The sequence below is a fragment of the Thiomonas sp. genome (genome assembly GCF_054608695.1).
The window spans coordinates 1-22,885 of record NZ_JBTRXV010000002.1; the positions used below are offsets into that span (position 1 = coordinate 1).

17 protein-coding genes and 3 pseudogenes are annotated in these 22,885 nt (G+C 67.3%); 5 read left to right on the forward strand and 15 right to left on the reverse strand.

Going from position 1 to position 22,885, the window contains the following annotated elements; genetic code table 11:
- Nucleotides 1–161 precede the first annotated feature (161 nt).
- The 4 genes and pseudogenes from ACYCUK_RS02025 to senA all read right to left on the reverse strand — a co-directional run bounded on the left by ACYCUK_RS02025 (nt 162) and on the right by senA (nt 3,862).
- On the reverse strand, nt 162–923 hold the full coding sequence (locus ACYCUK_RS02025) for an ABC transporter permease (protein ID WP_461593179.1): 762 nt from the start codon (nt 921–923) through the stop codon (nt 162–164).
- Nucleotides 920–1,846: an ABC transporter ATP-binding protein gene (locus ACYCUK_RS02030; protein ID WP_461593303.1), complete on the reverse strand. Its 927-nt coding sequence runs from the start codon at nt 1,844–1,846 to the stop codon at nt 920–922. The genes ACYCUK_RS02025 and ACYCUK_RS02030 overlap by 4 nt, the downstream gene beginning before the upstream one ends.
- A 280-nt stretch (nt 1,847–2,126) precedes the next feature.
- Nucleotides 2,127–2,442, reverse strand: a pseudogene (locus ACYCUK_RS02035) (SRPBCC domain-containing protein); the annotation flags it as partial.
- Nucleotides 2,443–2,656: 214 nt separating this feature from the next.
- Nucleotides 2,657–3,862 carry a selenoneine synthase SenA gene (senA, locus tag ACYCUK_RS02040; protein WP_461593180.1) on the reverse strand — a complete coding sequence of 402 codons (1,206 nt, stop codon included), beginning with the start codon at nt 3,860–3,862 and terminating at the stop codon, nt 2,657–2,659.
- 12 nt (nt 3,863–3,874) lie between these two features.
- Here senA and senB point away from each other — a divergent pair, with 12 nt between their 5' ends.
- Both senB and selD read left to right on the forward strand, forming a co-directional pair.
- The gene (gene senB / locus ACYCUK_RS02045; RefSeq protein ID WP_461593181.1) at nt 3,875–4,855 is read left to right on the forward strand and encodes a selenoneine biosynthesis selenosugar synthase SenB; all 981 of its coding nucleotides are present in this window, start codon (nt 3,875–3,877) and stop codon (nt 4,853–4,855) included.
- On the forward strand, nt 4,852–5,916 hold the full coding sequence (gene selD, locus ACYCUK_RS02050; protein WP_461593182.1) for a selenide, water dikinase SelD: 1,065 nt from the start codon (nt 4,852–4,854) through the stop codon (nt 5,914–5,916). The genes senB and selD overlap by 4 nt, the downstream gene beginning before the upstream one ends.
- Before the next feature lie 93 nt (nt 5,917–6,009).
- On the opposite strand, the gene ACYCUK_RS02055 is transcribed toward selD, so the two are convergent.
- From ACYCUK_RS02055 to zwf, 11 genes and pseudogenes are all read right to left on the reverse strand, one after another.
- Entirely contained in the window at nt 6,010–7,389 is a 1,380-nt protein-coding gene (locus ACYCUK_RS02055; RefSeq protein ID WP_461593183.1) for an FAD-containing oxidoreductase, read from the reverse strand.
- A gap of 219 nt (nt 7,390–7,608) precedes the next feature.
- Nucleotides 7,609–8,907, reverse strand: a complete 1,299-nt coding sequence (locus tag ACYCUK_RS02060; protein ID WP_461593184.1) for a TetR/AcrR family transcriptional regulator — start codon at nt 8,905–8,907, stop codon at nt 7,609–7,611.
- A gap of 102 nt (nt 8,908–9,009) precedes the next feature.
- Nucleotides 9,010–10,644 carry a GMC family oxidoreductase gene (locus ACYCUK_RS02065; RefSeq protein ID WP_461593185.1) on the reverse strand — a complete coding sequence of 545 codons (1,635 nt, stop codon included), beginning with the start codon at nt 10,642–10,644 and terminating at the stop codon, nt 9,010–9,012.
- A gap of 144 nt (nt 10,645–10,788) precedes the next feature.
- Nucleotides 10,789–10,980 carry a hypothetical protein gene (locus ACYCUK_RS02070; RefSeq protein ID WP_461593186.1) on the reverse strand — a complete coding sequence of 64 codons (192 nt, stop codon included), beginning with the start codon at nt 10,978–10,980 and terminating at the stop codon, nt 10,789–10,791.
- A 13-nt stretch (nt 10,981–10,993) separates the two neighbouring features.
- The gene (locus ACYCUK_RS02075) at nt 10,994–12,091 is read right to left on the reverse strand and encodes an MFS transporter (RefSeq protein ID WP_461593187.1); all 1,098 of its coding nucleotides are present in this window, start codon (nt 12,089–12,091) and stop codon (nt 10,994–10,996) included.
- A gap of 72 nt (nt 12,092–12,163) precedes the next feature.
- Nucleotides 12,164–13,758: pseudogene (tcuA, locus tag ACYCUK_RS02080) on the reverse strand (FAD-dependent tricarballylate dehydrogenase TcuA).
- Between the two features lie 208 nt (nt 13,759–13,966).
- The gene (gene pgi / locus ACYCUK_RS02085) at nt 13,967–15,631 is read right to left on the reverse strand and encodes a glucose-6-phosphate isomerase (RefSeq protein ID WP_461593188.1); all 1,665 of its coding nucleotides are present in this window, start codon (nt 15,629–15,631) and stop codon (nt 13,967–13,969) included.
- Nucleotides 15,632–15,686: 55 nt separating this feature from the next.
- Complete coding sequence (locus ACYCUK_RS02090) at nt 15,687–16,529, reverse strand: SIS domain-containing protein (RefSeq protein WP_461593189.1); 843 nt, start codon at nt 16,527–16,529, stop codon at nt 15,687–15,689.
- On the reverse strand, nt 16,522–17,523 hold the full coding sequence (locus ACYCUK_RS02095; RefSeq protein ID WP_461593190.1) for a glucokinase: 1,002 nt from the start codon (nt 17,521–17,523) through the stop codon (nt 16,522–16,524). Before ACYCUK_RS02095 ends, ACYCUK_RS02090 begins: the two co-directional genes overlap by 8 nt.
- Nucleotides 17,504–18,232 (reverse strand): 6-phosphogluconolactonase, encoded by a 729-nt coding sequence (gene pgl, locus ACYCUK_RS02100; RefSeq protein WP_461593191.1) that lies wholly within the window; start codon nt 18,230–18,232, stop codon nt 17,504–17,506. The genes ACYCUK_RS02095 and pgl overlap by 20 nt, the downstream gene beginning before the upstream one ends.
- Nucleotides 18,219–19,679: a glucose-6-phosphate dehydrogenase gene (gene zwf / locus ACYCUK_RS02105; protein ID WP_461593192.1), complete on the reverse strand. Its 1,461-nt coding sequence runs from the start codon at nt 19,677–19,679 to the stop codon at nt 18,219–18,221. The genes pgl and zwf overlap by 14 nt, the downstream gene beginning before the upstream one ends.
- A 292-nt stretch (nt 19,680–19,971) precedes the next feature.
- Here zwf and edd point away from each other — a divergent pair, with 292 nt between their 5' ends.
- From edd to ACYCUK_RS02120, 3 genes and pseudogenes are all read left to right on the forward strand, one after another.
- Complete coding sequence (edd, locus tag ACYCUK_RS02110; RefSeq protein ID WP_461593193.1) at nt 19,972–21,819, forward strand: phosphogluconate dehydratase; 1,848 nt, start codon at nt 19,972–19,974, stop codon at nt 21,817–21,819.
- Between the two features lie 16 nt (nt 21,820–21,835).
- Nucleotides 21,836–22,474 (forward strand): bifunctional 4-hydroxy-2-oxoglutarate aldolase/2-dehydro-3-deoxy-phosphogluconate aldolase, encoded by a 639-nt coding sequence (gene eda / locus ACYCUK_RS02115; protein WP_461593194.1) that lies wholly within the window; start codon nt 21,836–21,838, stop codon nt 22,472–22,474.
- 210 nt (nt 22,475–22,684) lie between these two features.
- Nucleotides 22,685–22,879: pseudogene (locus ACYCUK_RS02120) on the forward strand (FCD domain-containing protein); the annotation flags it as partial.
- Nucleotides 22,880–22,885: the final 6 nt, after the last annotated feature.

Sequence of the window (22,885 nt, forward strand, 5' to 3'; positions counted from 1 at the left end):
CAATCAACTCAGCCACGAGCTGGCGAGCAGGCTCGCCGACTCCAGGGCGTTCCAGGCTGCACGGTCCGGTCTGGTCACCTCAGCGGTGATCCGACTGTACCGCGCTGGTCTGGTTTAAACATACAAGCGGCCTGTGCGAGGAGTCGCAGGCATGCAGTGGGCTACGCCTTGAGTCGATACCCGGTCTTGAAGATCCAGGCCACGATCGCCAGGGACATGAGCAGGAAGGCCAGCGTCATCCCCAGACTGACGCCGATGCCCACATCGGCCAGGCCATAGAAGCTCCAGCGAAATCCGCTGATCAGGTAGACCACCGGATTGAACAACGCCACCGTCCGCCAGAACGCAGGCAGCATGTCGATGGAGTAGAAACTGCCGCCCAGGAAAGTCAGCGGCGTGACGATCAGCAGCGGCACGACTTGCAGCTTCTCGAAGCCATCCGCCCAGATGCCGATGATGAAGCCCACGAGACTGAAGGTCGTCGCCGTGAGCACGAGAAACGCCAGCATCCAGAATGGATGCTCGACACGCAGCGGCACGAAGAGCGCCGCGGTTGCGAGGATGATGAGCCCGAGGACGATGGACTTGGTCGCGGCCGCGCCGACGTAGCTCAGCACGATCTCGATCGTGGAGACCGGGGCCGACAGAAGCTCGTAGATCGTGCCCGTGAACTTGGGGAAGTAGATGCCGAAGGACGCATTCGAGATGCTCTGCGTCAGCAGCGACAACATGACCAGCCCCGGGACGATGAAGGCGCCGTAGCTGATGCCGCCGACGGTTGGCATGCGCGAGCCGATGGCGGCACCGAACACGACGAAATACAGCGAGGTCGAGATCACCGGGGAAATGACGCTTTGCATCAAGGTCCGCCAGGTCCGGGCCATTTCGAACGCGTAGATCGCGCGGACTGCGTAGAGATTCATGCCCCCTCCCTGACCAGGTTCACGAAGATGTCTTCCAGCGAACTCTGCGTGGTGCGCAAATCCTTGAAATGGATTCCGGCATCGCCCAGATGCTTGAGGACATCGACGATGCCGATGCGCCCGTCCTGCGTGTCATAGGTGTAGGTCAGCTCACTGCCGTCGCTCGACAGCTCCAGCGGATAGATCGCAAGTTCGGCGGGCAGTTGCTGCAGCGGCTGCTGCAACTGCAGCCAGAGCTGCTTCTTGCCCAGCTCGTGCATCAGCTCGGCCTTGTCTTTCACCAGGATCAGTTCGCCCTTGCTCATGACCCCGATGCGGTCGGCCATCTCTTCGGCCTCGTCGATGTAGTGCGTGGTCAGGATGACCGTGACGCCGGAGTCGCGCAGCTCGCGCACCAACTGCCACATATCGCGCCTGAGTTCGACGTCCACCCCGGCAGTCGGCTCGTCGAGGAACAGGATCTGCGGTTCATGGGCGAGCGCCTTCGCAATGAGCACGCGCCGCTTCATGCCGCCCGACAGGGTCATGATCTTGTTCTGCCGCTTGTCCCACAAGGACAGGGCCTTGAGCACCTTTTCGATGTGGGCAGGATTGGCGGGTTTGCCGAACAGGCCGCGGCTGAACGAAACCGTGGCCCAGACCGATTCGAAGGCGTCCGTGGTCAGCTCTTGCGGCACCAGGCCGATCAGGGAGCGAGACGCCCGGTAGTCGCGCGCAATATCGTGCCCGTCAACCAGCACGGTCCCGGTGCTGGCATTGACGATGCCGCAGATGATGCTGATCAGCGTCGTCTTGCCGGCGCCGTTGGGGCCCAGCAGGGCGAAGATCTCGCCGCGGCGAATGTCGAGATTGACACTCTTCAGCGCCTGAAAGCCGGAGGCATACGTCTTGGAAAGGTTCGAGACCTTGAGGATGGTTTGCATCATGACGAGCGTAGTCTGCCTTGAGATGTCCGGTTGCCCGTGGGTTTGCATCCATCGGGGTTGGGTTGATGCGGGCGATGCCAGCGGGCAGGGCGGCTTGCCGTGCGTGCTGAGCCGATCATGCCCGCTTGCCCAGAAAAACATGCGTCGCGCGCTCGCCGGCAACCGCATGCGTGCACGCATAGCCCAGGGCATGCAGGTCAAGGCCATCCCAAAGATGCTCCCCGGAACCGAGCAGAATGGGGCGAACGGCCAGATGCAGCTCGTCGATCAGGCCCGCGCGCAGGGTGACGGACGTCTGCATCACATCTGGCAAATTCGGGTCGTCGAACTGGCCCGTGTCGCGCATGGTTTCGTGCGGCACCAATTCGAGGTGCTCACCGCCGAAGGCGTGGCTGTTGCCGGTGGTGAAGTTCGTGAACGACATCCGATAGCTGCCGCCCACCCTGGCGTCCAGATGCTGAACCCTGCCGGTGAAGCCATTGGGCGGCAGCCACTTGGCCATGGCGTCGGCGTCGAGGAAGGCGGAAGGCGCGATAGACGCGCTCCGCAGTGGCCCGGATGACGCGGTGAAGCCGGACCGTGTTTGTGGTCATGATCCATCCTCCAGGCAGAGGAAATCCCTCTGCGTGACACGACGAACCGCGATGCGCAAAATCGACAAGCAGCCATCCATTATTGGCGCGCCCGCAGGCGCGCCGTGAGCTGGCGCCAGACCGAAGGGCTGGCAAGGCCATCGGTGGTCGCCTCGGGAATGCTCACGCGCAGCAAGGCTGCGGCCAGCGCACCCAGGCGGAAGGCAAGGCCCGGTCATCCGGCGCAGCTGCGAAACCCTGCCGGAATATCGTTGCGGTGCGGCGGGAAGAAATTCCGATAGCGCGGATGGCGCATGCGCGGCTGCGTCATGCAGGACGCTCCGCGCAGCACCGGGCGGTCGTCGAACCACGGTGCCGAGTAGTCGCGATAGGGGTGAGGTTCGAAGCCCGGATACGGCTGGAAGGGGCTCGCCGTCCACTCCCAGACGTCGCCCCAGCGGAAATCCTCAGGCCGACCCACCGCAGCACGCTCCCATTCGGCCTCGCTCGGCAAGCGCCGGCCGGCCCAGCGGCACCAGGCGTCAGCCTCGTGGTAGGTCAGGTGACATGCGGCTTCGGCCAGGTTCAGTGCCCGCCATTGGCCGTGGCGCCACAGTTGCCAATGGGGGCCGACGCGCCGCAGATAGCGCGGGGCGCCGGGTTGCTGCTGCGCGCGCCATTGCCGGCCGGCCGCGCTCCACCACTGGTCGTCCGCATAACCCCCGCTCTCCAGGAACGGCAGGAACTCCATCCAACGGACCACCTGGGCATCGATGGTCGTTGGCCCCAGTGCGACGTTGTGCGCTTGCAGCTCATTGTCGAAAACAAAGCCTGCGTCCGGCGCACTGCCGAGGCGCCATGGCCCTGCCGGCAAGGTGCTCGGCGACGATGGCTCCGGCAACGTGGCAGCTTGCCAGCGCGCGTCCTCCACGGCAATGCCCAGCGCCTGTGCGGTGTAGAGCGCGGCCTCGTGGTGCATGTCTTCGTGCAGCAGGGCGAGGCGGAAGAAGTACAGCGCGTCGTCGCTGGCGTCACGGGTTTCACGCAGCAGCCCCAGGGTGCCGGCCAGTTGCCGTGCCAGCTCATCGCGCGTTCTATCGGCGTCGGGCAGCGGCAACTCCCAGCGCGAGTCGTGCGGCACTTTGCTGGAGTTGTACAGGGCGTCGGCGTTGGCCCGCAGCGCTCGACCGCGTGCAAGCTCCGGGTCCGCAGCCGCGCCGCGGTGGCGCTCGGGATTGCGCGCCAGCCAGTATTCCTGGAACCAGCCGATATGCCCGAGCTCCCACAGCGGCGGGTTGCGTTCGGCATGCAGCGGCACTCCGAGGCCGGGCAAGGCCTGCTCATAGACGGCGAATGTCGCCAACGTGTCGCGCCGACTCGCCTGCAACGCGTCGGCCAGAACGTCGATGCCGCCCTGACGCGCAGCGAAGGCCGGAAGCATTAGGCTTGCATCATGCATCGTGAATCCATCGTGATCGTGACACCGGCGCTGCAGGACGCCAACAACGGCAATTGGCAGACGGCCCGCCGCTGGGCAACCATGCTGCGGTCAGCATACAGCATCCGTTTGACCTCGCAGTGGGCTGCCGGAGACGAGGCGCTGATGATCGCGCTGCACGCGCGCCGCTCGGCTCCATCGGTGGCGGCTTGGCGAGCGGCCTACTCGCAACGCCCACTGCTGCTGACGCTCACCGGCACCGACCTGTACCGCGACATCGACGCCGACGCCAGCGCACAGCATTCGTTGCAGGTCGCCGATTTCCTGGTGGTGCTCAATGCATTGGGCGCTGACCGGCTGCCCCAGGCCCTGCGCTCCAAGTGTCGCGTGCTGTTGCAGTCGTGCACCTCCCGGCGCACGCTACCGAAAACACGGGAGCATCTGCGCGTGCTGAGCGTGGGGCATCTGCGTGACGAGAAAGACCCGCGCACCTACTTGCGCGCGGCGCGGCGACTGGCCAACCGCGCCGACATCCGGCTCGACCACATCGGCGCAGCCCTCGATCCGGAACTGGGCGCCGAGGCTTCTGCCCTGGCCGCCGCGCAGTCCAACTACCGCTGGCACGGCGCCTTGTCCCACGCCGCGACGCGCCGGCGCATCCAGACCGCGCATGTCCTGGTGCACCCCAGCCGCATGGAAGGCGGCGCCCATGTCGTCATCGAAGCGATCCGCAGCGGCACGCCGGTGCTGGCTTCGCGCATCGACGGCAATGTCGGGCTGCTGGGCAAGGACTACGGCGGAACCTTCGCGGTCGGCGACGACGCGGCGCTGGCAACCCTGCTGCAGCAAGTCCGGGACGATCCCGATATGCTCGACAAGCTGAAGCGCCAAATCGCGCATCGAGCGCCGCTTTTTTCTCCTGAAGCCGAGAGCAGCAGCTTGCACAGCCTGGTGGCTGCATTGATGGCCCGACAAACCCCTGGAATTCGACGATGAACGCACCCGCCGCCCACACCGAACCCCGACTGACCTCACTTTCGCACGGCGGCGGCTGCGGCTGCAAGATCGCGCCTGGCGTGCTTTCGGACATCCTCAAGGGCACGGCGGCGATGCCCATTCCGGCGTCCTTGCTCGTCGGCATCGAGACCTCCGACGATGCGGCGGTCTACCAGCTCAACGACGAGCAGGCGCTGATCGCCACCACCGACTTCTTCATGCCCATCGTCGACGACCCGTTCGACTTCGGTCGCATCGCCGCTGCGAACGCGATCAGCGATGTCTACGCGATGGGCGGCCGCCCGATCCTGGCGCTGGCGCTGGTGGGCATGCCGATCAACGTCTTGTCCACCCAGACCATCGGCCGCATCCTCGAAGGCGGTGCGTCGGTGTGTCGCACGGCCGGCATTCCGGTCGCCGGTGGCCATACGATCGATTCGGTGGAAGCCATCTACGGGCTTGTCGCGCTCGGTCTGGTGCACCCGAAGCACGTGAAACGCAATGCGAGCGCCCAACCCGGAGACCTGCTCGTCCTGGGCAAGCCGGTGGGGGTCGGCGTGATGTCGGCCGCGCTGAAGAAAGGCGAACTCGGCGACGCCGGCTACGCCCTGATGGTCGCCACCACCACGCAACTCAATACACCGGGCCCGGACCTTGCGGCGCTGCCCGGCGTGCACGCGCTGACCGATGTCACCGGCTTCGGCCTCGCCGGCCATGCCCTGGAGATGGCACGCGGCGCACGCTGCGAGGTGCGGCTGGACTGGGCATCCGTGCCGCTGATGGCCGGTGTGCGCGAGCTTGTCGGCCGCGGCTTCGTCACTGGCGCGTCCGGCCGCAACTGGTCCAGCTATGCCAGCGACGTGATCCTGTCGGCAGCGTTCGCGGCCGAGGACAAGACGCTGCTGACCGACCCGCAGACCAGTGGTGGATTGATGGTGTCCTGTGCGCCAAACGCGGTGGACGAGGTGCTGGCGGTTTTCCAGCGCCACGGCTTCGCCCAGGCCGCGGTCATCGGCAGCGTGGCTGCCACCCAAGCGGCGCCGCGTTTGGTGGTGAACTGAGCCAAGCAGCAGATCAAGGAAACGCCGCGCCGCCCCAAGTTTCCTTGACCCCCTCGGGGGGCCTGACGCAAAGCGGCAGGTGTGGGGGCCGTCTTAATCCAGCGGCTTGAGCTGCTGCAGCAGGGTCGGCACGAGTTCGCTCACCGTCGGGTGGATCGGCATGGATCGCGAGATGACCGTGTAGGGCTGCTTGGCGGCCATCACGTCCAGCATGCCGTGCACGACCTCATCGCCGTTGAGCCCGAGGATCGCCGCACCGAGCAGCAGTTGGGTTTCGGCATCCACCAGCACCTTCATGAAGCCTTGTGTCTCGCCGGCTTCGCGCGCGCGGCTGACGCGCTGCATGGGCATCTTCGCCTGCAGCACCTTGCGACCACTGGCGCGTGCCTCGGCTTCGTTGAGGCCGATACGGCCGAGCGCGGGGTCGATGAAGAGCGCGTAGCAGGGGATGCGGTCGGATAGGCGTCGCGGGTCTTGGTCGAAGAGATTGGCCACGACGATCTCATGATCGTTCCACGCCGTGTGCGTGAAGGCGCCGCGACCGTTGCAGTCGCCCACCGCCCACACGCCTTGCGCGCTCGTGCGGCACTGATCGTCAACGACGATGTAGCCACGCTCGTCAATACGGATGCCGGCCAGATCCAGCCCCAGGCCATCGGTATTCGGGCGGCGCCCGACGGCCAGCAGGACATGGCTGCCCCGGATGACGGGTTTGTCCGTGCCGCATGCGGCACCCACCGCGATCTGCTCACCGTCCTGGTCCAGGGACAGGCACTCGGCCCCCAGTTCGAAGCGCACGCCTTCGGCTTCGAGGATGCCGCGGATCGCCTCCGAGACGTCGGCGTCTTCACGCGCCAGCAGCCGCGCCGACTTTTCCACCACCGTCACCGCGGCACCGAAGCGCCGCATCATTTGGGCAAATTCCAGGCCGATATAGCTGCCGCCGACGATGACCAGATGCTCGGGCACCGCGTCCAGTTCCAGGATCGAGACGTTGTCGAGCGTCTTCACGCGATCGATGCCGGCTAGCGCAGGGCGCAGCGAACGTCCGCCGACGTTGAGGAAAATGCGCGGAGCCGTGAGCTGCCGGCCGTTGACCTCGATGGTCGCCGGGGCGACGAAGCGAGCATCGCCGACGATGACTTCGGCATCCTTCAGGCCGCGCATCCAGGCTTCGACGCCCTCGCGCGACGGCTTGACGATGGCGTCCTTGCGGGCTTTCACGCGCGCCATGTCGACACGGAGGCGGCCGATGTCAAAGCCAAACTCCGCTCCGCGCTGCGCCAGGCGGATGGCGCGCGCGCTGGCGACCAGGGTCTTGGTGGGCGTGCAGCCAACATTCACGCAGGTGCCACCGAAGTCGTGCCTTTCGATGACCGCAGTCTTCAGCCCCTCCTTGCTGCAGCGCGCAGCAAGCGCCGGCCCAGCTTGGCCCGCACCGATGACGATGGCGTCGAAGTTCTGGATCGGCATGGCGATTGTTCCGGTCGACAAAGCTACAGCGTACAGCGCCAACGGCGATCAGAGCCATCTTGCCGATCCTGGTCGCCCGGTGCCGGGACAGGAAGCCGGCTGCAGCGGCGAGCTCTATGGGCCCGGCGCCTTGCCGCCGATTCGCTCCGATTCGCTCTCAAGCTGCGAGCGCCGGCGAACGCCGCATGACCGGCGCAGGCGTGGACGCCGCCACGGGCTTCACGCTCGATGAGCCTCCGCGAGGCAAAGCACCTGCGCCAGGCGTTGACGCAACGAGGCGCAGGCCCGCACGTCGCCTGCAATGTGCTGCTGAAGAAAGTAGCGAAACCAACCGTCGATCGTGACGTAGGCGCTGGTGGCATCGATCGGGCTGTTCGGGGCGAGTTCGCCGCCCAGTGTCCGCACTCGGTCGAGAAGCCGCTGGACGACGCCCACCATGCGGTTTTCCAGATCGTCCACGGCTGGGCGGAACGATGCGTCGAACAGCGCCTGCGCGCGCACGTCGTACCAAAGGCGGTGCGTGCGGGCCTGATCCTGGGCCGCGCGCACCAGGACGTCGACGAACTCGCTCAGCAGGGCGCTGGCGCTTTCGGCCACATCGATGCGTTCTTCGAGCGCGCGAATGAAGGCTTCCTTGTAGAGGCCGACACAGTCGATCAACAGTTCATTCTGGTCTTCAAAATAGTCGTGAATCACGCCCAGGGAAACTCCCGAGCGGGTGGCGATCTCGCGCAGGTTGATGCGCGCGAACCCAAGTTCGGCCAGGCTCGCCAGGGCATGCCGCGCCAGTTCCAGCTTCTTGTCCGGTGGCTTGCCCGATTGCCAGCCCGAACGGCTCCGTCCGGGCTGGCGCCGTGGCGCGGTTTCGCTGGTCATCTCTGGCGCCGGCTCCAGGAACTCGGACAGGTCAGCGTTGATCGGGTTCATCTTCAGGATCGCCACCTGGTTCTCGACGAACAGCTTGTGCAGACAGTCCAGCGGCGCAATTGCCGCGATGTTGCCGGCGCCCAGAACCAGCGCGACTTTGCCTTCGGGCATTGCCCCGGTGTTGTAGGCCGTCGCCGTGTGCTGCGCCAGGTTGGCGCGCGTCACACCGGGCTCCATCCACACTTGCGCACGCACGCCGCTGAGCAGCAAGCGGTCCCAGACGGAGTTTGGCATGACCTGAGCCGCCAGTTGGCCGTTGGGCAGCTCGCGCAGCGGCAAGCCTTCGAGATGCCGACGCCCTTCGACGCTCGACAGCGTCGGCATCATCGCGTTGCAGTACGCCATGACGGCGTAGGGGCCGGAGATCCATTCCTCGCCGGCCAATGGCGAGTCAGCCGCAAGGCCCTTCTTGCGAGCAGCCGCTTCGGCCCAGGCCTGGGCCACCGGCATCAGGCACTCCTTGATCCGGGCCAGGAGCGCCAGACGCTCCCGCACCGATGTCTGGACCCAGGCGCGCTTGTGCTCGTCGAGCGTCTGCAGCGCGGCATCGAGTTCGGTGTGGGCCATGGGCATGTCAGCCGCGTTGTGCATTCGGAAGTCTCCGGATCGGTCGGGGGTTCACCGCATGGTTCGCGCCCCGGGGCGGGTGGCTGCCGGCTTGCCGCCGCCCGAGGAGCCGCGGCCCTTTCGGGTTCACGCCGTGCCTGCGGCGGCAGTGCCGCGAGCGTCGGCGCGCATCCAGTCGGCAGCTCGTTCGGCGATCATGATGGTTGGCGCGTTGGTGTTGCCGCCGATGAGCGTGGGCATCACCGACGCATCCACCACGCGCAGACCGGCGATGCCATGCACGCGCAACTGCGGGTCAACCACCGCCATCGAATCCGTGCCCATGCGGCAGGTGCCCACAGGGTGGTAGATCGTGTCGGCTCGCGCACGGATGTGCTGCAGCAGCGCCTCGTCGGTTTCGACGTTTTCGGTATAGAGTTCCTTGTGGCGGTACTTCGCCAGTGCCGGTGCGCGCAGGATCATACGCATCTGCTTCGCGCCCGCCAGCAGCAGCGCTGCGTCGTCGGGATGCGAGAGGTATTTCGGGTCGATGCGCGGCGCCGACAGCGGGTCGGCGTCGGTCAACCCCACCTCGCCCCGGCTCTTCGGACGCAGCACGCACACATGGCAGGAAAAACCGTAGCCCAGGTGCAGTTTGCGCGCGTGGTCATCGACGATGGAGATGACGAAATGCAATTGCAGGTCGGGACGCTCGACGCGCGGACTCGACTTGATGAAGGCCGCGCCTTCCGCGAACGGCGAAGCGAGCATGCCCTTGCCCGACCTGCGCCATTCGAGCATGGCCTTGATGAGGTTCACCGTGCCAACCGCGCCGATGCCGAAAAGATCCGTTTCCTTCGATCGATAGGAAAGGATGAAGTCGAGGTGGTCCTGCAGGTTCTTGCCCACACCGGGGAGGTTGTGGCGCACGGCGATGCCGTGGCGGGCCAGCTCGTCCGGGTCGCCGATGCCCGAGAGCATCAGCAGCTGAGGCGAGTTGAAGGTGCCACCCGACAACACGACTTCGCGCCGTGCGCGAATGATGTCGCGCTTTCCTTGGCGCTGCACCTCGACTCCCACGGCGCGCGTGCCTTCCATCACGACGCGCAGCGCTTGGGTGTGCGTCATCACCGTCAGGTTGGGCCGGTCCATCACCGGATGCAGGTAGGCGGCGGCCGCCGAACACCGCTCGCCGCTTCGCGGGCCGCGGTAAAACTGGGTCACCTGGTACAGCCCCACGCCTTCCTGCTCGGCGCCATTGAAGTCGTCATTGGGCGCAATCCCACATTCCACGGCGGCCTGCACGAAAGCCCTGGAGACCGGGCGGGGGCTTTGTTGCTCGCCGACCTGCAGCGGACCCTGGCCGCCGTGAAACGCACTGTCGCCGCGCTGGTTGCCTTCGGAACGCTTGAAGTAGGGCAACACCTCGTCGAACGACCAGCCCTCGCAACCCTGGCGCGCCCAGTCGTCGTAGTCGGTGCGATGCCCACGCAGGTAGAGCATCGCGTTGATGGCGCTGGAGCCACCCAGGGCCTTGCCGCGGGGCTGGTAGCCGCGCCGCCCGTTCAGGTTCGGCTGGGGCACGGTCTCGTAGGCGTAATTGTTGATCTTGGGCCGCCCCGGCAGCATGGCGACGATGCCCGCCGGGACGCGAACCAGCAGGCCGCGACCGTCGCCGCCGGCTTCGATCAGGCAGACCTGGGCAGCAGGATCCTCGCTCAGCCTCGCCGCGAGGGTTGCTCCGGCGGACCCGCCGCCAACGATCACAACGTCGAATGTCATGTTGCTGCGCTGCCTCACTTCATGCGTGACGTCCAAACTTTACGAATGAACTGGACGCATGCCCAAACTGGTTTACCCTTGCCTCGGCGATGGCAGCGCCCCACCCACATCGGTGGCCGTGTCACGTCCGGCAGAGCGAACCCGTCAAGGCCAGCGCGACGCTGCTGCGCCGAGTCTCCCGGCAGGAGGATCCCAACGCAGGTCGACCCCGGCGATGCGCAAGGGCCCGGCAATGCGGTGCGCGAGCCCCCATGCCGTGTGCTCCAGTTGCGGCATGGGGTCGGCCCCGGTTTCACCGGCAAGTCGTGCTTCGTCCGGCTTCGCATCGCACTCCATCAGCACCTTGGCGCTACGCGCAAGGGATAGAAGCCCTTGTGTCGCCTCGCCCTGCGCGAGCCGGCGTGTCAAGCCGCGAATCGCCACGGCCGCCATCAAATAGCCCGTGGCGTGGTCGAGTGCCTGCAGCGGAAGGGGTCGGGATGGTGGCGTTTTGCCAGCGCCTGTCCGTCTCGGCAATTCCCGAACTCATCTGCACCAAGCTATCGAAGCCGCGCCGTCCGGCCCACGGCCCGGTCCAGCCGATCGGGCGCAGCGTCGTCGCGAACCAGATGGAGGACAGCCGCCGATCGACCTCGACGGTGGCGGCCGGGCGGTGTGCCAGTGCGAGCCATTCAGCAACGGCCAAGCCTGCCGTCGCCACTGCGGCGGCCGCGAAATCCGTCACCGCAAAGGCCGACGGCAGGCTGCCTGCTCCGGTGAAATGAACGCGCTCGGCGTCCTCAGCGCAAGCGCCGATGGCGCCCCACATCATTCGCGTCAGGGCAGGCGGCGCCGCCGTCCTTGTTTTCTCGGAAGCGGCGCGTAGACCATCACGAACAGGCCGATGTCGATATAGGCCTGATGGATGCCGTAGGCGTGCAGCAGGACGCCGGCGACGATGGGGATCAGCCCTCCGCCGTAGACCTGGGATATCTGGTAGCTGGTAGGCGGCGCTTGCGCCTGACGCACGGTAGCGCGTCGGAAAGTTCTCGGTATAAAACGTTGGGATCGCTCCGTAGCCGAAACCGAACACAAAGCCGAAGCCGATGATTTCCGCGATCGATGCGAGAAAAAAGCTGCGGGAGACGAAGCTGAGAAAGAAGGCGCCACCGGACATCGCGTTCACCAGCGAGGTTCGAAGGATGCGCAGGGGCATTTCGCGCCAGACTTGGTAGGCGGGACTCTTGAGGGTGGCCGAGTCGGCCTTGAGGCGCTCGAAGACGAAACTGTCCATCGTGCGCGAGCGGATGACGATGCCGACAATGGCCACGAGGAAGCCGGCGAAGAAGATGCGCCAGCCCCGGGCGGTGAATTGCTGCGGCGTCATCAACGACTTGACGAGGAGGACGGAGCCGAAGCCGGGGAGGAGCCCGATCGGGATGGCGAAGCCGACCCAGGCGCCTCTCAAGGAAACGCAGGGCCGCCCCAAATTTCCTTGACCCCCACGGGGGGCGGGTCGGCGAGCCGACCCTGGGGGCGCTCAGAAGGCGCGCCGCTTCGAATGCGCTGCCTGTTCGACCACCCAGGTCGAAGCCGTGCCGAACTCCGCACCGAAGCTGATTCCCTGCATGAGGCGGAACACGATGAGCAGCACGGGGGCGACCACACCGATGCTGTCGTACGACGGCGTCAGCCCGATCAGCAGCGTGCTCGCCCCCATCAAGACCAGGGCATAGACCATCGCGTCCTTGCGTCCCACGCGGTCGGCGATGCGGCCAAAAGCGGTGCCGATGCTCATGCCGACTCCAGCCGTGTAGCCCTTTCCCAGAACGTTGCCGCCGGCCATCATCTCGCCTGCGACGAAGAGATTGGGGCTGCGCTCGCCGCCGAAGCGCACCGCCGCTGTTTCGTCGGTTTTCAGGCCCAGGTAGGTGAAGGTGACGCCGGGCCGAAGCGCGTAGCCGAAAAAGGGCGGCGTGTTGATGCTGCGCGCCCAGTGGGTCTTGGCCGGAGTCAACCCTTCGGTGTGGCAGTCGTCCAGCCGCGGAGGGTCGAAGTGGCCCGGCCGGCACGCGGCGTTGTAAGCGTCCAGGGTCTGCATGAAACGGGATTCGTCCAGCGCGAGCTGGCGCGCAAGCTCGGGCAGGCTCGCGGCCTTCGCGCCAGGAAAGAGCGGAGGCATGAAGCGCCCCACGGCTTTGGCATCGATGATCGAGTAGGCAATCTGCCCGGGCTGCTGGGCGACGAGCCGGCCCCATATCGCATACCGCTTGGGCCAGAAATCCTCGCCCTCGTCGTAGAACCGCTCGGCATGGCGGTTCACCGCGATGCCGAGCGAAACGCAGTCGATGCGCGTGCAGATTCCGCCGTCGTACAGGGGGGGGCGCGCGCGTCGATCGCGACCATGTGGGCCTGCGTCGGATCGCCGATGGTGTCGGCGCCGGCGTCCATCATGAAGCGCAGCAGCGCGCCGGTGTTGAAGCGGGTGCCGCGGATCAGGACGTTGTCGGCCGGGTATTCACCACGTTCATTGCGACCCCAGGCCTCGCGCAGCCATTCGCGGTTGGACTCGAAGCCGCCAGCGGCAAGTACGCAGCTCCGCGCCTCGATGCGCGCGCCCTTCACGTATGCGGCGACGAACCGCAGGCCATCGAGTTCGATGCGATCGACCGGAGCGTCGTAACGCACGCGCACGCCGCGTTGCATGGCGCTTCGATAGTCGGCATTGATCAGGGCCTTGCCTCCGCCCATGAAGAAGGCGTTGGTGCGCGCCGTATGCAGCGCGCCCGACAGGGAAGGCTGAAAGTGAACGCCATGGCTTCGCATCCAGCCGCGGCAGGTCCTGGAGGCGCGAATCACCAGGCGCGCCAGCTTCTCGTCCGTCTGGCCGCCCGTCACTTTGAGCAAGTCCTGCCGGAACTCCTCTTCGGTGTAGGTGTCGGCAAGAACATCCTGTGGCGTCTCGTGCATGCGGCGCAGGTTGCGGGTGTGCTGCGAATTGCCGCCTCGCCATTCGCGCGGCGAGGCTTCGAGGAGCTGGACCGAGGCGCCAGCCTCGCGCGCCATCAGCGCAGCACAAAGCGCGGCGTTGCCGCCGTGCCAGCGATGGCGATGGCGATGCCCGGCCCTGACCATCCCCTGCTCGCCGGTATTGCGCTGCTTGAGCCCACCGTGACGCGCAAGATGGGTCTGATCAGTCGCCGCGGTCGCCGTCTTTCGCCAAGCGCGCAGCAATTGTTCGAGCTTTTCGACACGGTTGCGCCAGCTCACCCCTGACCGGCTCTCGTCCGAATCGTGCCATGCGACCAGGCGCTGGGTGGATGCGGATGGCCCGTGCCCCGGGTCAGTCCGCCGAGGGTTCACCGTGGAGGTTCTTTTGCCGGTAGAGGGCAATGAGCCGTGCGGTGGAGCTGTCGTGTGGGACGGGGGCCGATTCGCCGCTGAGTTCGCCGACGATGGTCTGGGCGAGCTGCTTGCCGAGCTCCACGCCCCACTGGTCGAAGGAGTTCAGGCCCCAGATCGCGCCCTGGACGAAGACTTTGTGTTCGTACAGCGCGATCAGCGCGCCCAGGCAGCGCGGGTCCAGGCGCTGCAGCAGCAGGGTGTTCGTCGGGCGGTTGCCATCGAACACCTTGAACGGCGCGAGCGCCCGCACGGCGGCGGCGTCAAGCCCTGCTGCGCGCAGTTCGGCGCGGGCTTCGTCAAGCGTCTTGCCGCGCAGGAAGGCTTCGGCTTGCGCGAACATATTGCCGAGCAGGATTTCGTGGTGGCCGGGCAGCGAGCCGCGGCCGTCGAGCGAGGCGATGAGGTCGATGGGCGCGATGTGGGTGCCCTGGTGCAGCAGCTGGAAGAAGGCGTGCTGGCCGTTGATGCCGGTGCCGCCCCAGATGATGGGCGCGGTCTCGTAGTCCACCGGCCTGCCGTCGCGGGTGCTCTGCTTGCCGTTGGACTCCATGTCGAGCTGCTGAATGAAGGACGGGAAACGGTGCAGGTACTGGTCGTAGGGCGCGATGACGTGGCTGCCACCGCCGAAGAAGTTGATGTACCAGATGCCCACCAGCCCGAGCAGCACGGGCATATTGGTTTCCAACGGCGCCGTGCGGAAGTGCAGGTCCATGCCGTGCGCGCCGTCGAGCAGGGCGTGGAAGTTCTCCTCGCCGAGGCAGAGCATGATGGGCAGGCCGATGGCCGACCACAGGCTGTAGCGCCCGCCCACCCAGTCCCAGAATTCGAACATGTGCGCGGGGTCGATGCCGAAGTCTGCCACCGCCTTGCGATTGGTGGACACGGCGACGAAGTGCCGCGCCACTTTGCCGGCGCCGCCGGTGCTGCTCAGGAACCAGTCGCGCGCGGTATGGGCGTTGGTGAGGGTTTCGCTGGTGGTGAAGGTCTTGGATTCGATGATGAACAGCGTGGTTTCGGGATACACGCGCTTGAGCGTTTCCTTGAGCAGCGAGCTGTCGACGTTGGAGACGAAGTGCATGGCCAGGCGCGGATGGGCGTAGGGCTTGAGCGCCTCGCACACCATCAGTGGCCCGAGGTCGGAGCCGCCGATGCCGATGCTGACGATGTCGGTGATGGGCTGGTTGGTGTAGCCCACCCAGTCGCCCGAGCGCACCGCGCGTGAGAAGCGCGCCATGCGGTCGAGCACCGCGTTCACCTTGGGCATCACGTCCTCGCCATCGACCAGAATGGGCGTGCCCGCGTGGTTGCGCAGTGCGACGTGCAGCACCGCACGGTCTTCGGTGACGTTGATCTTGTCGCCGCGGAACATCGCCTCGATGAGCTCGGGCACGCCGGCTTCGCGGGCGAGCTGCAGCAGCAGCGTGAGCGTCTGGTCGGTGAGGCGGTTCTTGGAATAGTCGAGGATCAGGCCGTCCTGTTCCAGCCAGTAGCGCTGCGCGCGTTCGGGATCGGTGTCGAACAGCTCGCGCATCGACCAGTCGCGAGCGCGGGTGAAATGCTTCCAGAGCGCGCGCCAGGCGGGGAGTTGGGTGAGTGTGGGCATGGGATGGAGTGGAAAGGCTGTGGTGTGCGCGCAAGCGCGCGAGGGCGCCGGGGGTTCAGCTCTCGCTGCGCCGGCGATGGCTCTTCAGGCTGCGTTTGGTTTTTTCCAGCAGGGCGACGAGTTCAGGCCCACGGCGCAGCGCCACGCCCACGGCGAGCACGTCGATGAGGGTGAGGTGCAACAGCCGCGTCAGCATGGGGCTGAAGAACTCGGCGTCTTCCTGCGCGTCGGCGAGCAGGGCCACGCTGGCCAGCCGCGCCAGCGGCGAGCCCGTGGAGGTGATGGCCACCACCTTGCAGCCGCCGCGCAGGGCGATGTCCACGGCGTCGAGCAACTCGTTGGTGCGTCCGGAGTTGGAAATGGCCACCAGCACGTCCTGCGGTCCCAATAGGGTGGCGGCCATGGCCTGGATATGCGGGTCGGCATAGGCCACGGCAGGCGTGCCGTAGCGGAAGAACTTGTGCTGCGCGTCGGCGGCAATGATGCCCGAGTTGCCCAGGCCATAGAACTCCAGCCGGCGCGCCCCGGCCAGCAGCCGGATGGCCTGGTCCAGCGATGCGGGGCTGACCGCGTTGCGGCAGTTCAGCAGCGCCGAAATGGCGTTGTCGAACACCTTGGCGGCGAGCACGGCCGTGGAGTCTTTGGGGCCCACGCTGGCATGCACATAGGGTATGCCGCCAACCAGGCTGCCGGCGAGCTTGAGCTTGAGGTCCTGCAGCCCGGTGCAGCCGACCGAGCGGGCGAAGCGAATGACCGTGGGCTGGCTCACGCCCACGTCGCGGGCGATGTCGGCCACTGCGGCCTGGATGAAGTCGTTGGGCCGGTCGAGCAGCGACTGCGCCACGCGGCGCTCGGCTGCGGAGAGCTGCGGCATCTGGTTGCGAATGCGCTCAAGCATGGCGCGACTCCCCCGGCGGTTCGAGATGCTGATCGAGCGCCGCCGCTGCGCCCAGCAGCGCGGGCCACGGACTGCGGATGACCCACACCGGGATGTCCGCCAGATACGCCGAGGTGCGGCCCTTGTTCTCGAAGCGCGCGCGAAATGGGGAGCGGGCGAAGTAGTCGCCCAGCCGTGGCACGATTCCGCCGCCGATGTAGATGCCGCCGCGCGCGCCCAGGGTCGCGGCCAGGTCGGAGGCCACGGTGCCCAGCAGGGCGCAGAACAGGTCCAGCGCCTCGCCGCAGCGCGGGTCGCTGCCGTCCAGGCCGAGGCGGCTGATGTCGGCGGCGCTGCGCGCTGCGGGCGCCTCGCCCGCCAGGCTGCATAGCGCCTGGTGCAGGAATTCCAGCCCCGGTCCGGAGAGCACGCGCTCGGCCGAGACATGCCCGCCGTAGCGCGCCCGCGCCAGCCGCCACACCTCCACCTCGCGCTCGTCGAACGGTGCGAGGCTCACGTGCCCACCCTCGCCAGCCAGCGGCACCCAGCGGCCGGCGCCCGTGGGAACCAGGCCCGATACGCCCAGTCCTGTGCCCGCGCCCAGCAGCCCCAGCGGCGCACCGGGCACGGCGGTCGTGCCGCCGATCTGCGTCAATTCGTTGGCCGGCAGAACCGGCAGCGCGCGGGCAAGCACGGCAAAGTCGTTCAGCACCAGGAGGGTGTCCAGCCCAAGATCGCGCCGCGTCCGCTCGGTCGAGAACGCCCAGTGGTGGTTGGTCATGCGGATCTGGTCGCCGTAGACCGGGTTGGCGATGCCGATGGCGACGTGGCGCACCGCCGGGTTGCCGACGGCGGCCAGGTAGCTGCGCAGCGCGTCCACCAGCGTGGGGTGATCGGCGCACGCCATCACGCGGATGTCCTCCAGCCCCTGCGGGGTCTGCAGGGCGAACCGGGCATTGGTGCCGCCGATGTCGGCGATCAGCCGGGGCGCGGGGTCAAGGGCTCCAGTAGACATGGAAATGGGCGTGTGGTGGATGGAGCAGGGCGCTCAAAGGCAGGTCGTCGCGCCGCGCCTGCAGGGCCGCGGCGTAGACCGCGCGCTTGGTCGCGCCCGAGATGGCCAGGCGCAGATGGCCGACGCGCAGCAGCGCGGCGAGGGTGAGGCTGATGCGTCGATGGGGTGCGGCCGGGGGATGGACGGCGAGCCAATCCATGGGGTTGCGAGGGTTCAGTCCCGCCGCGATTTCGGGCGCACCGGAAAACAGCGAGGCGGTGTGGCCGTCATCGCCCATGCCGAGCACGGCAACGTCGATGGGCCGCGTGCCGCGGTTGGCGCGGGCCACGGCTGCCGCGAGCGCACGCTCGGCGTCGGCTGGCGTGGCGACAGCGGCAAAGTCGTCGGCCCCGACCAGCGGCGCGAAGTGCGCCGCCGCGGCGTTGCCTTGCAGCAGGTGCGCGCGGACCAGCGCGGCGTTGCTGTCGGCGTGGTCTGGCGGCACGAAGCGCTCGTCCACCAGGGTGATGGTGATGCGCGTCCAGTCCAGCGGCAGCGCCGCCAGGGCGTGAAACAAGGGCACCGGCGAACGCCCGCCCGACACGGCCAGCACCGCGCTGCCGCGTGCTGCGAGCGCGTCGCGCAGCACGCCGGCCAGGTCTCGGGCCAGGCGCGCCGCGAGGTCCGCGGCGTCGGCGCAGGCCTCGAAGGGCGCGTCAGAGTTCTTCATGCCAGGCCACGCCGTCGCGCGAGAGCAGGGCGCTGGAGGCTGCAGGGCCCCAGGTCCCCGCGGTGTAGGGCTTGGGCGGCAGGGTGCTGTTGTTCCAGCCGGCGAGTATGGGCTCCACCCAGTGCCAGGCGGCTTCGAGTTCGTCGCGCCGCATGAAAAGGCCGAGGTTGCCGCGGATGACATCGAGCAACAGACGCTCGTAGGCGTCGGCGCGGCGGTGCTGCGACGTGGCGTCGAAGTCCAGGTTCAGATAGGTGGGCTGCAGTCGCATGCCGTCGCCAGCCTCCTTGGCGAGGAAATAGAGCTGGATGCTCTCGTCGGGCTGGAGTTGGATGACCAGGCGGTTCGACGCGCGCTCCATGCTCGGCCCGGGAAACAGCGCCAACGGCACCTTGCGGAAGCTGATGACCACTTCGGCCAGGCGCTCGGGCATGCGCTTGCCGGTGCGCAAAAAGAAGGGCACCCCTGCCCAGCGCCAGTTGGCGATCTCGGCCTTGATGGCGGTGAAGGTCTCGGTGCGGCTGCCCGGAGCGATGCGGGCCTCGTCCAGGTAACCGACGACGGGCTGGCCTCCGATGGCGCCGGCACGGTACTGCCCGCGAACGGAGTTGGCCGCGACATCGGATTCGCTGAAGGGCTTGAGCGCGTTGAGCACCTTGAGCTTCTCGTCGCGGATGGCATTGGCCTCGAGCGTGGCCGGCGGCTCCATGGCCACCATGCACAGCAGTTGCAGCAGGTGGCTTTGCACCATGTCGCGCAGCGCGCCGGTTTTGTCGTAGAACTCGCCGCGGCCTTCCACGCCGAGGTCCTCGGCAATGGTGATCTGCACGTTGTCCACCCATTCGCGGCGCCACAGCGGCTCGAACAGGGTGTTGCCGAAGCGGATCGCCATGAGGTTCTGCACCGACTCCTTGCCCAGGTAGTGGTCGATGCGGTAGAGCTGGTCTTCTGCGAAGTGTCGCCCCACCTCGGCGTTGATGGCGTTGGACGAGGCCAGGTCGCGGCCCAGCGGTTTTTCCAGCACGACGCGCACGCCGGGGTGGTTGAGCCCCACGCGCGCGAGTTGGGCGCAGATGCCGGTGAACAGCACCGGCGCGGTGGCGAGGTAGCACACGGTGATGCGGCCACCATTGCCGGCGAGCGCCTGCGCCAGGGCGTCGAAATCGGCCGGCTGCTCGGCGTCGAGCTTGCAATAGAGGATGCGCTCGGCGAATGTCGCCCAGACGGCGGCATCGAAGTCGGCCTGCACATGCGGCCGCGCCTGCGCCTCCATCTGCGCCAGGTAAGCGGCGCGATCGGCGTCCTTGCGGCCCAGGGCCAGGATGCGCCCCAGTGGATGCAGCAGGCCCGCCTTGTGCGCCTGATAGAGCGCTGGCAGCAGCTTGCGCATGACCAGGTCCCCAGTGCCGCCGAACAGCACGATGTCGAAGGGGGGGGAGGTGGTCATGATTGCGTCTCCTGGTTGGCTTTCTGTCTTGTCGAGTGCATATGGTATGTAGCTAAATTACCTTCGGTCAATGTCCCCGCGTCCGAACGACAGCCTGGCCTCGGATGGTCTCGCCCGCGTGCATGGGATGGGTATGCCATAGGCAAGAGGCATCGACCCGCCCCGGGGATGCTCCGCTCCGCCGCGCTGCAGATCCATGCGAGTGATCCTCCGCTTGCGCTCGTGCCAAGTGAGGGATAGTATCGCCTGAACGTAACAATATTACATTTGAAATTCTTCGTTCGAAATGCCCATGTCGTCCTTGAATCCCGTTCTCACACGCGTCACCGACCGCATCGTTTCCCGCAGTGCCGGGCCTCGCGCCGCCTATCTGCAGCGCATACGCGCAGCCGGCCAGCACAGGGTGGAGCGCAGCCAGCTGTCCTGCACCAACCTCGCCCACGCCATGGCGGCCATGCCGGGGCGCGAGAAAATCGTGCTGCGCGAGCTCAAGCCCGAGTCGCCCCCCAACCTGGCCATCGTCTCCGCCTACAACGACATGCTTTCGGCGCACCAGCCGCTGGCGGAGTTTCCGGCCTGGATCAAGCAGGCGGCGGTCGAAGCGGGCGCCAGCGCGCAGTTCGCCGGCGGCGTGCCGGCGATGTGCGACGGCGTGACCCAGGGACAGACCGGCATGGAGCTGTCGCTGTTTTCGCGCGACGTCATCGCCATGGCCACCGCGGTCGCCTTGAGCCACCAGATGTTCGACGCCGGGCTGTATCTGGGCGTGTGCGACAAAATCGTCCCGGGGCTGCTCATCGGCGCGCTGGCCTTCGGCCATCTGCCGGGCATCTTCGTGCCGGGCGGGCCCATGACCACGGGCATGTCCAACAGCGAAAAAGCGCATATCCGCGAACTTTACGCCGAAGGCAAGATCGGCCGCGACGCGCTGCTGGAAGCCGAGACGCAGTCCTACCACGGGCCCGGCACCTGCACCTTCTACGGCACCGCCAACTCCAACCAGATGCTCATGGAGATCATGGGCCTGCATCTGCCGGGCGCGGCCTTTGTCCACCCGGGCACGCCCCTGCGCGAGGCGCTCACCCGCGCGGCGGCGCAACGGGCGGTGCGTATTTCGGCCGTGGGCGCCGAGCCCATGCCGATCGGAGAACTGGTGGATGAGCGCGCGGTGGTCAACGCCATCGTCGGCCTGCTCGCCACCGGCGGGTCCACCAACCACACCATTCATCTGGTGGCCATTGCCCGCGCGGCGGGCATTGCCATCGACTGGACCGACTTCGACGACCTGTCTGCCGTCGTGCCGCTGCTGGCGCACGTCTATCCCAATGGCAACGCCGATGTGAACCACTTCCAGGCTGCGGGCGGCGTGGCCTTCGTGATCCGCGAATTGCTGGACGCCGGCTTGCTGCACGAAGACGTGCGCACCGTGGCCGGCCCCGGCCTGCGTCGCTACACCGAGGAGCCTTTCCTCATCGACGGCCAGGTGCAATGGCGCGCGGCCGAGACCGCGTCGCGCGATGTCAGCGTGGTGCGCCCGGCGTCCGATCCATTCAGCACCGACGGCGGCCTCAAGCTGCTGCAGGGCAATCTCGGTCGGGCGGTGATCAAGGTGTCGGCCGTCAAGCCGGAACACCGCGTGGTCACGGCGCCCGCTCGCGTGTTCGACGGCCAGGACGCGCTGCTCGGCGCCTTCAAGCGCGGCGAGCTGACGGGCGATCTGGTCGCCGTCATCCGCTTCCAGGGGCCGCACGCCAACGGCATGCCCGAGCTGCACAAGCTCACGCCCACGCTGGCGGTGTTGCAGGATCGCGGCTTCCAGGTTGCGCTGGTGACCGACGGCCGCATGTCCGGCGCCTCGGGCAAGGTGCCTGCAGCCATCCACATCACGCCCGAGGCCGCCAGCGGCGGCCCGCTGGCCAAGGTGCGCGACGGCGACATGATGACCGTGGACGCCGTGCACGGCATCCTGCGTGCCGATGTGCCCGAGGCCGAGTGGGCGGCCCGCCCGCCCGCCGTGGCGAGCCTGCGCGGCAACCAGTTCGGCGTGGGCCGCGAATTGTTCTCCGTGTTCCGCGACGCGGTGGACGGCGCCGAGCAGGGCGCGGCGAGCTTTCGCCACCCCGACTGGCATGCGGCCTGAGCCCGGGAGACCCAAGATGGACGCACTCGGAATCCTGCACCTCAGCCCGGTGATGCCGGTCATCGTGGTCCACGACGCCGGCCTCGCCGCCGATCTGGCCGCGGCACTCGTGGCGGGCGGCATCCGCTCCCTCGAAGTCACGTTGCGCACACCGGCGGCGCTGGCCGTCATTCGCCGCATGCGCGACGCCGTCCCCGACGCCTGGGTGGGCGCGGGCACGGTGCTCGACCGCACGCAGTGGGAGCAAGCGCGCGACGCCGGCGCGCAGTTCGGCGTCAGCCCCGGGCTGACCCAGGACCTCGCCACCGCGGTGCGGGCTGCGTCCGTGCCCTTTCTCCCCGGCGTGGCGACCGTCAGCGAAGCCATGCGCGCGCGCGAGGCGGGTTTCTCCACGCTCAAGTTCTTTCCGGCCGAGGCGGCCGGCGGCCGGGCGCTGCTCAAATCGCTCCACGGACCGCTGCCCGAGCTGCGTTTCTGTCCCACCGGGGGCATCCACGCGGGCAACGCCCCCGACTATCTCGCCCTGCCCAATGTGGTGTGCGTCGGTGGTTCCTGGCTGGTGCCCGAAGAGGCGCTGGCTGCGCGCGACTGGGCGCGCATCACCGCGATGGCCCGCGCCGCCTCTGTGCTGGGCGGCAAGCACGCGGCGGCATGAGCCCGCAGCCCTGCGACCCGGACCGAGGCACCCCTCTCCCGGAGGGCGCGCAAGAGGCGCCCGGAGCGGCCCAGGCGCACGCCGAGGTCGACACGACCATCCGCGCCGTCGTCTTCGACATGGACGGCGTGCTGCTCAACTCCGAAGGTGCGTGGCTGCAGGCCCGGCGCGACTACGCCCGCAGCCTGGGCCGAGTCTGCATACGCGGCAATGGCCGCATCCGAAAACATCCAGGCTTGGGTCAAGGCCGACTTGAACTTCCATGTCGCAGTTCTGGCGGCAAGCCGCAATCAGTTGCTGATTCCACTGTCGACCGTGATCAGTTCCGCCCTCGAAATGCTCCTGTCCTTCTCTGCCCGGCGCGCAAGTAACTTCAAAAAAGCACTCCCTGACCATGGAAAGGTTCTCGAA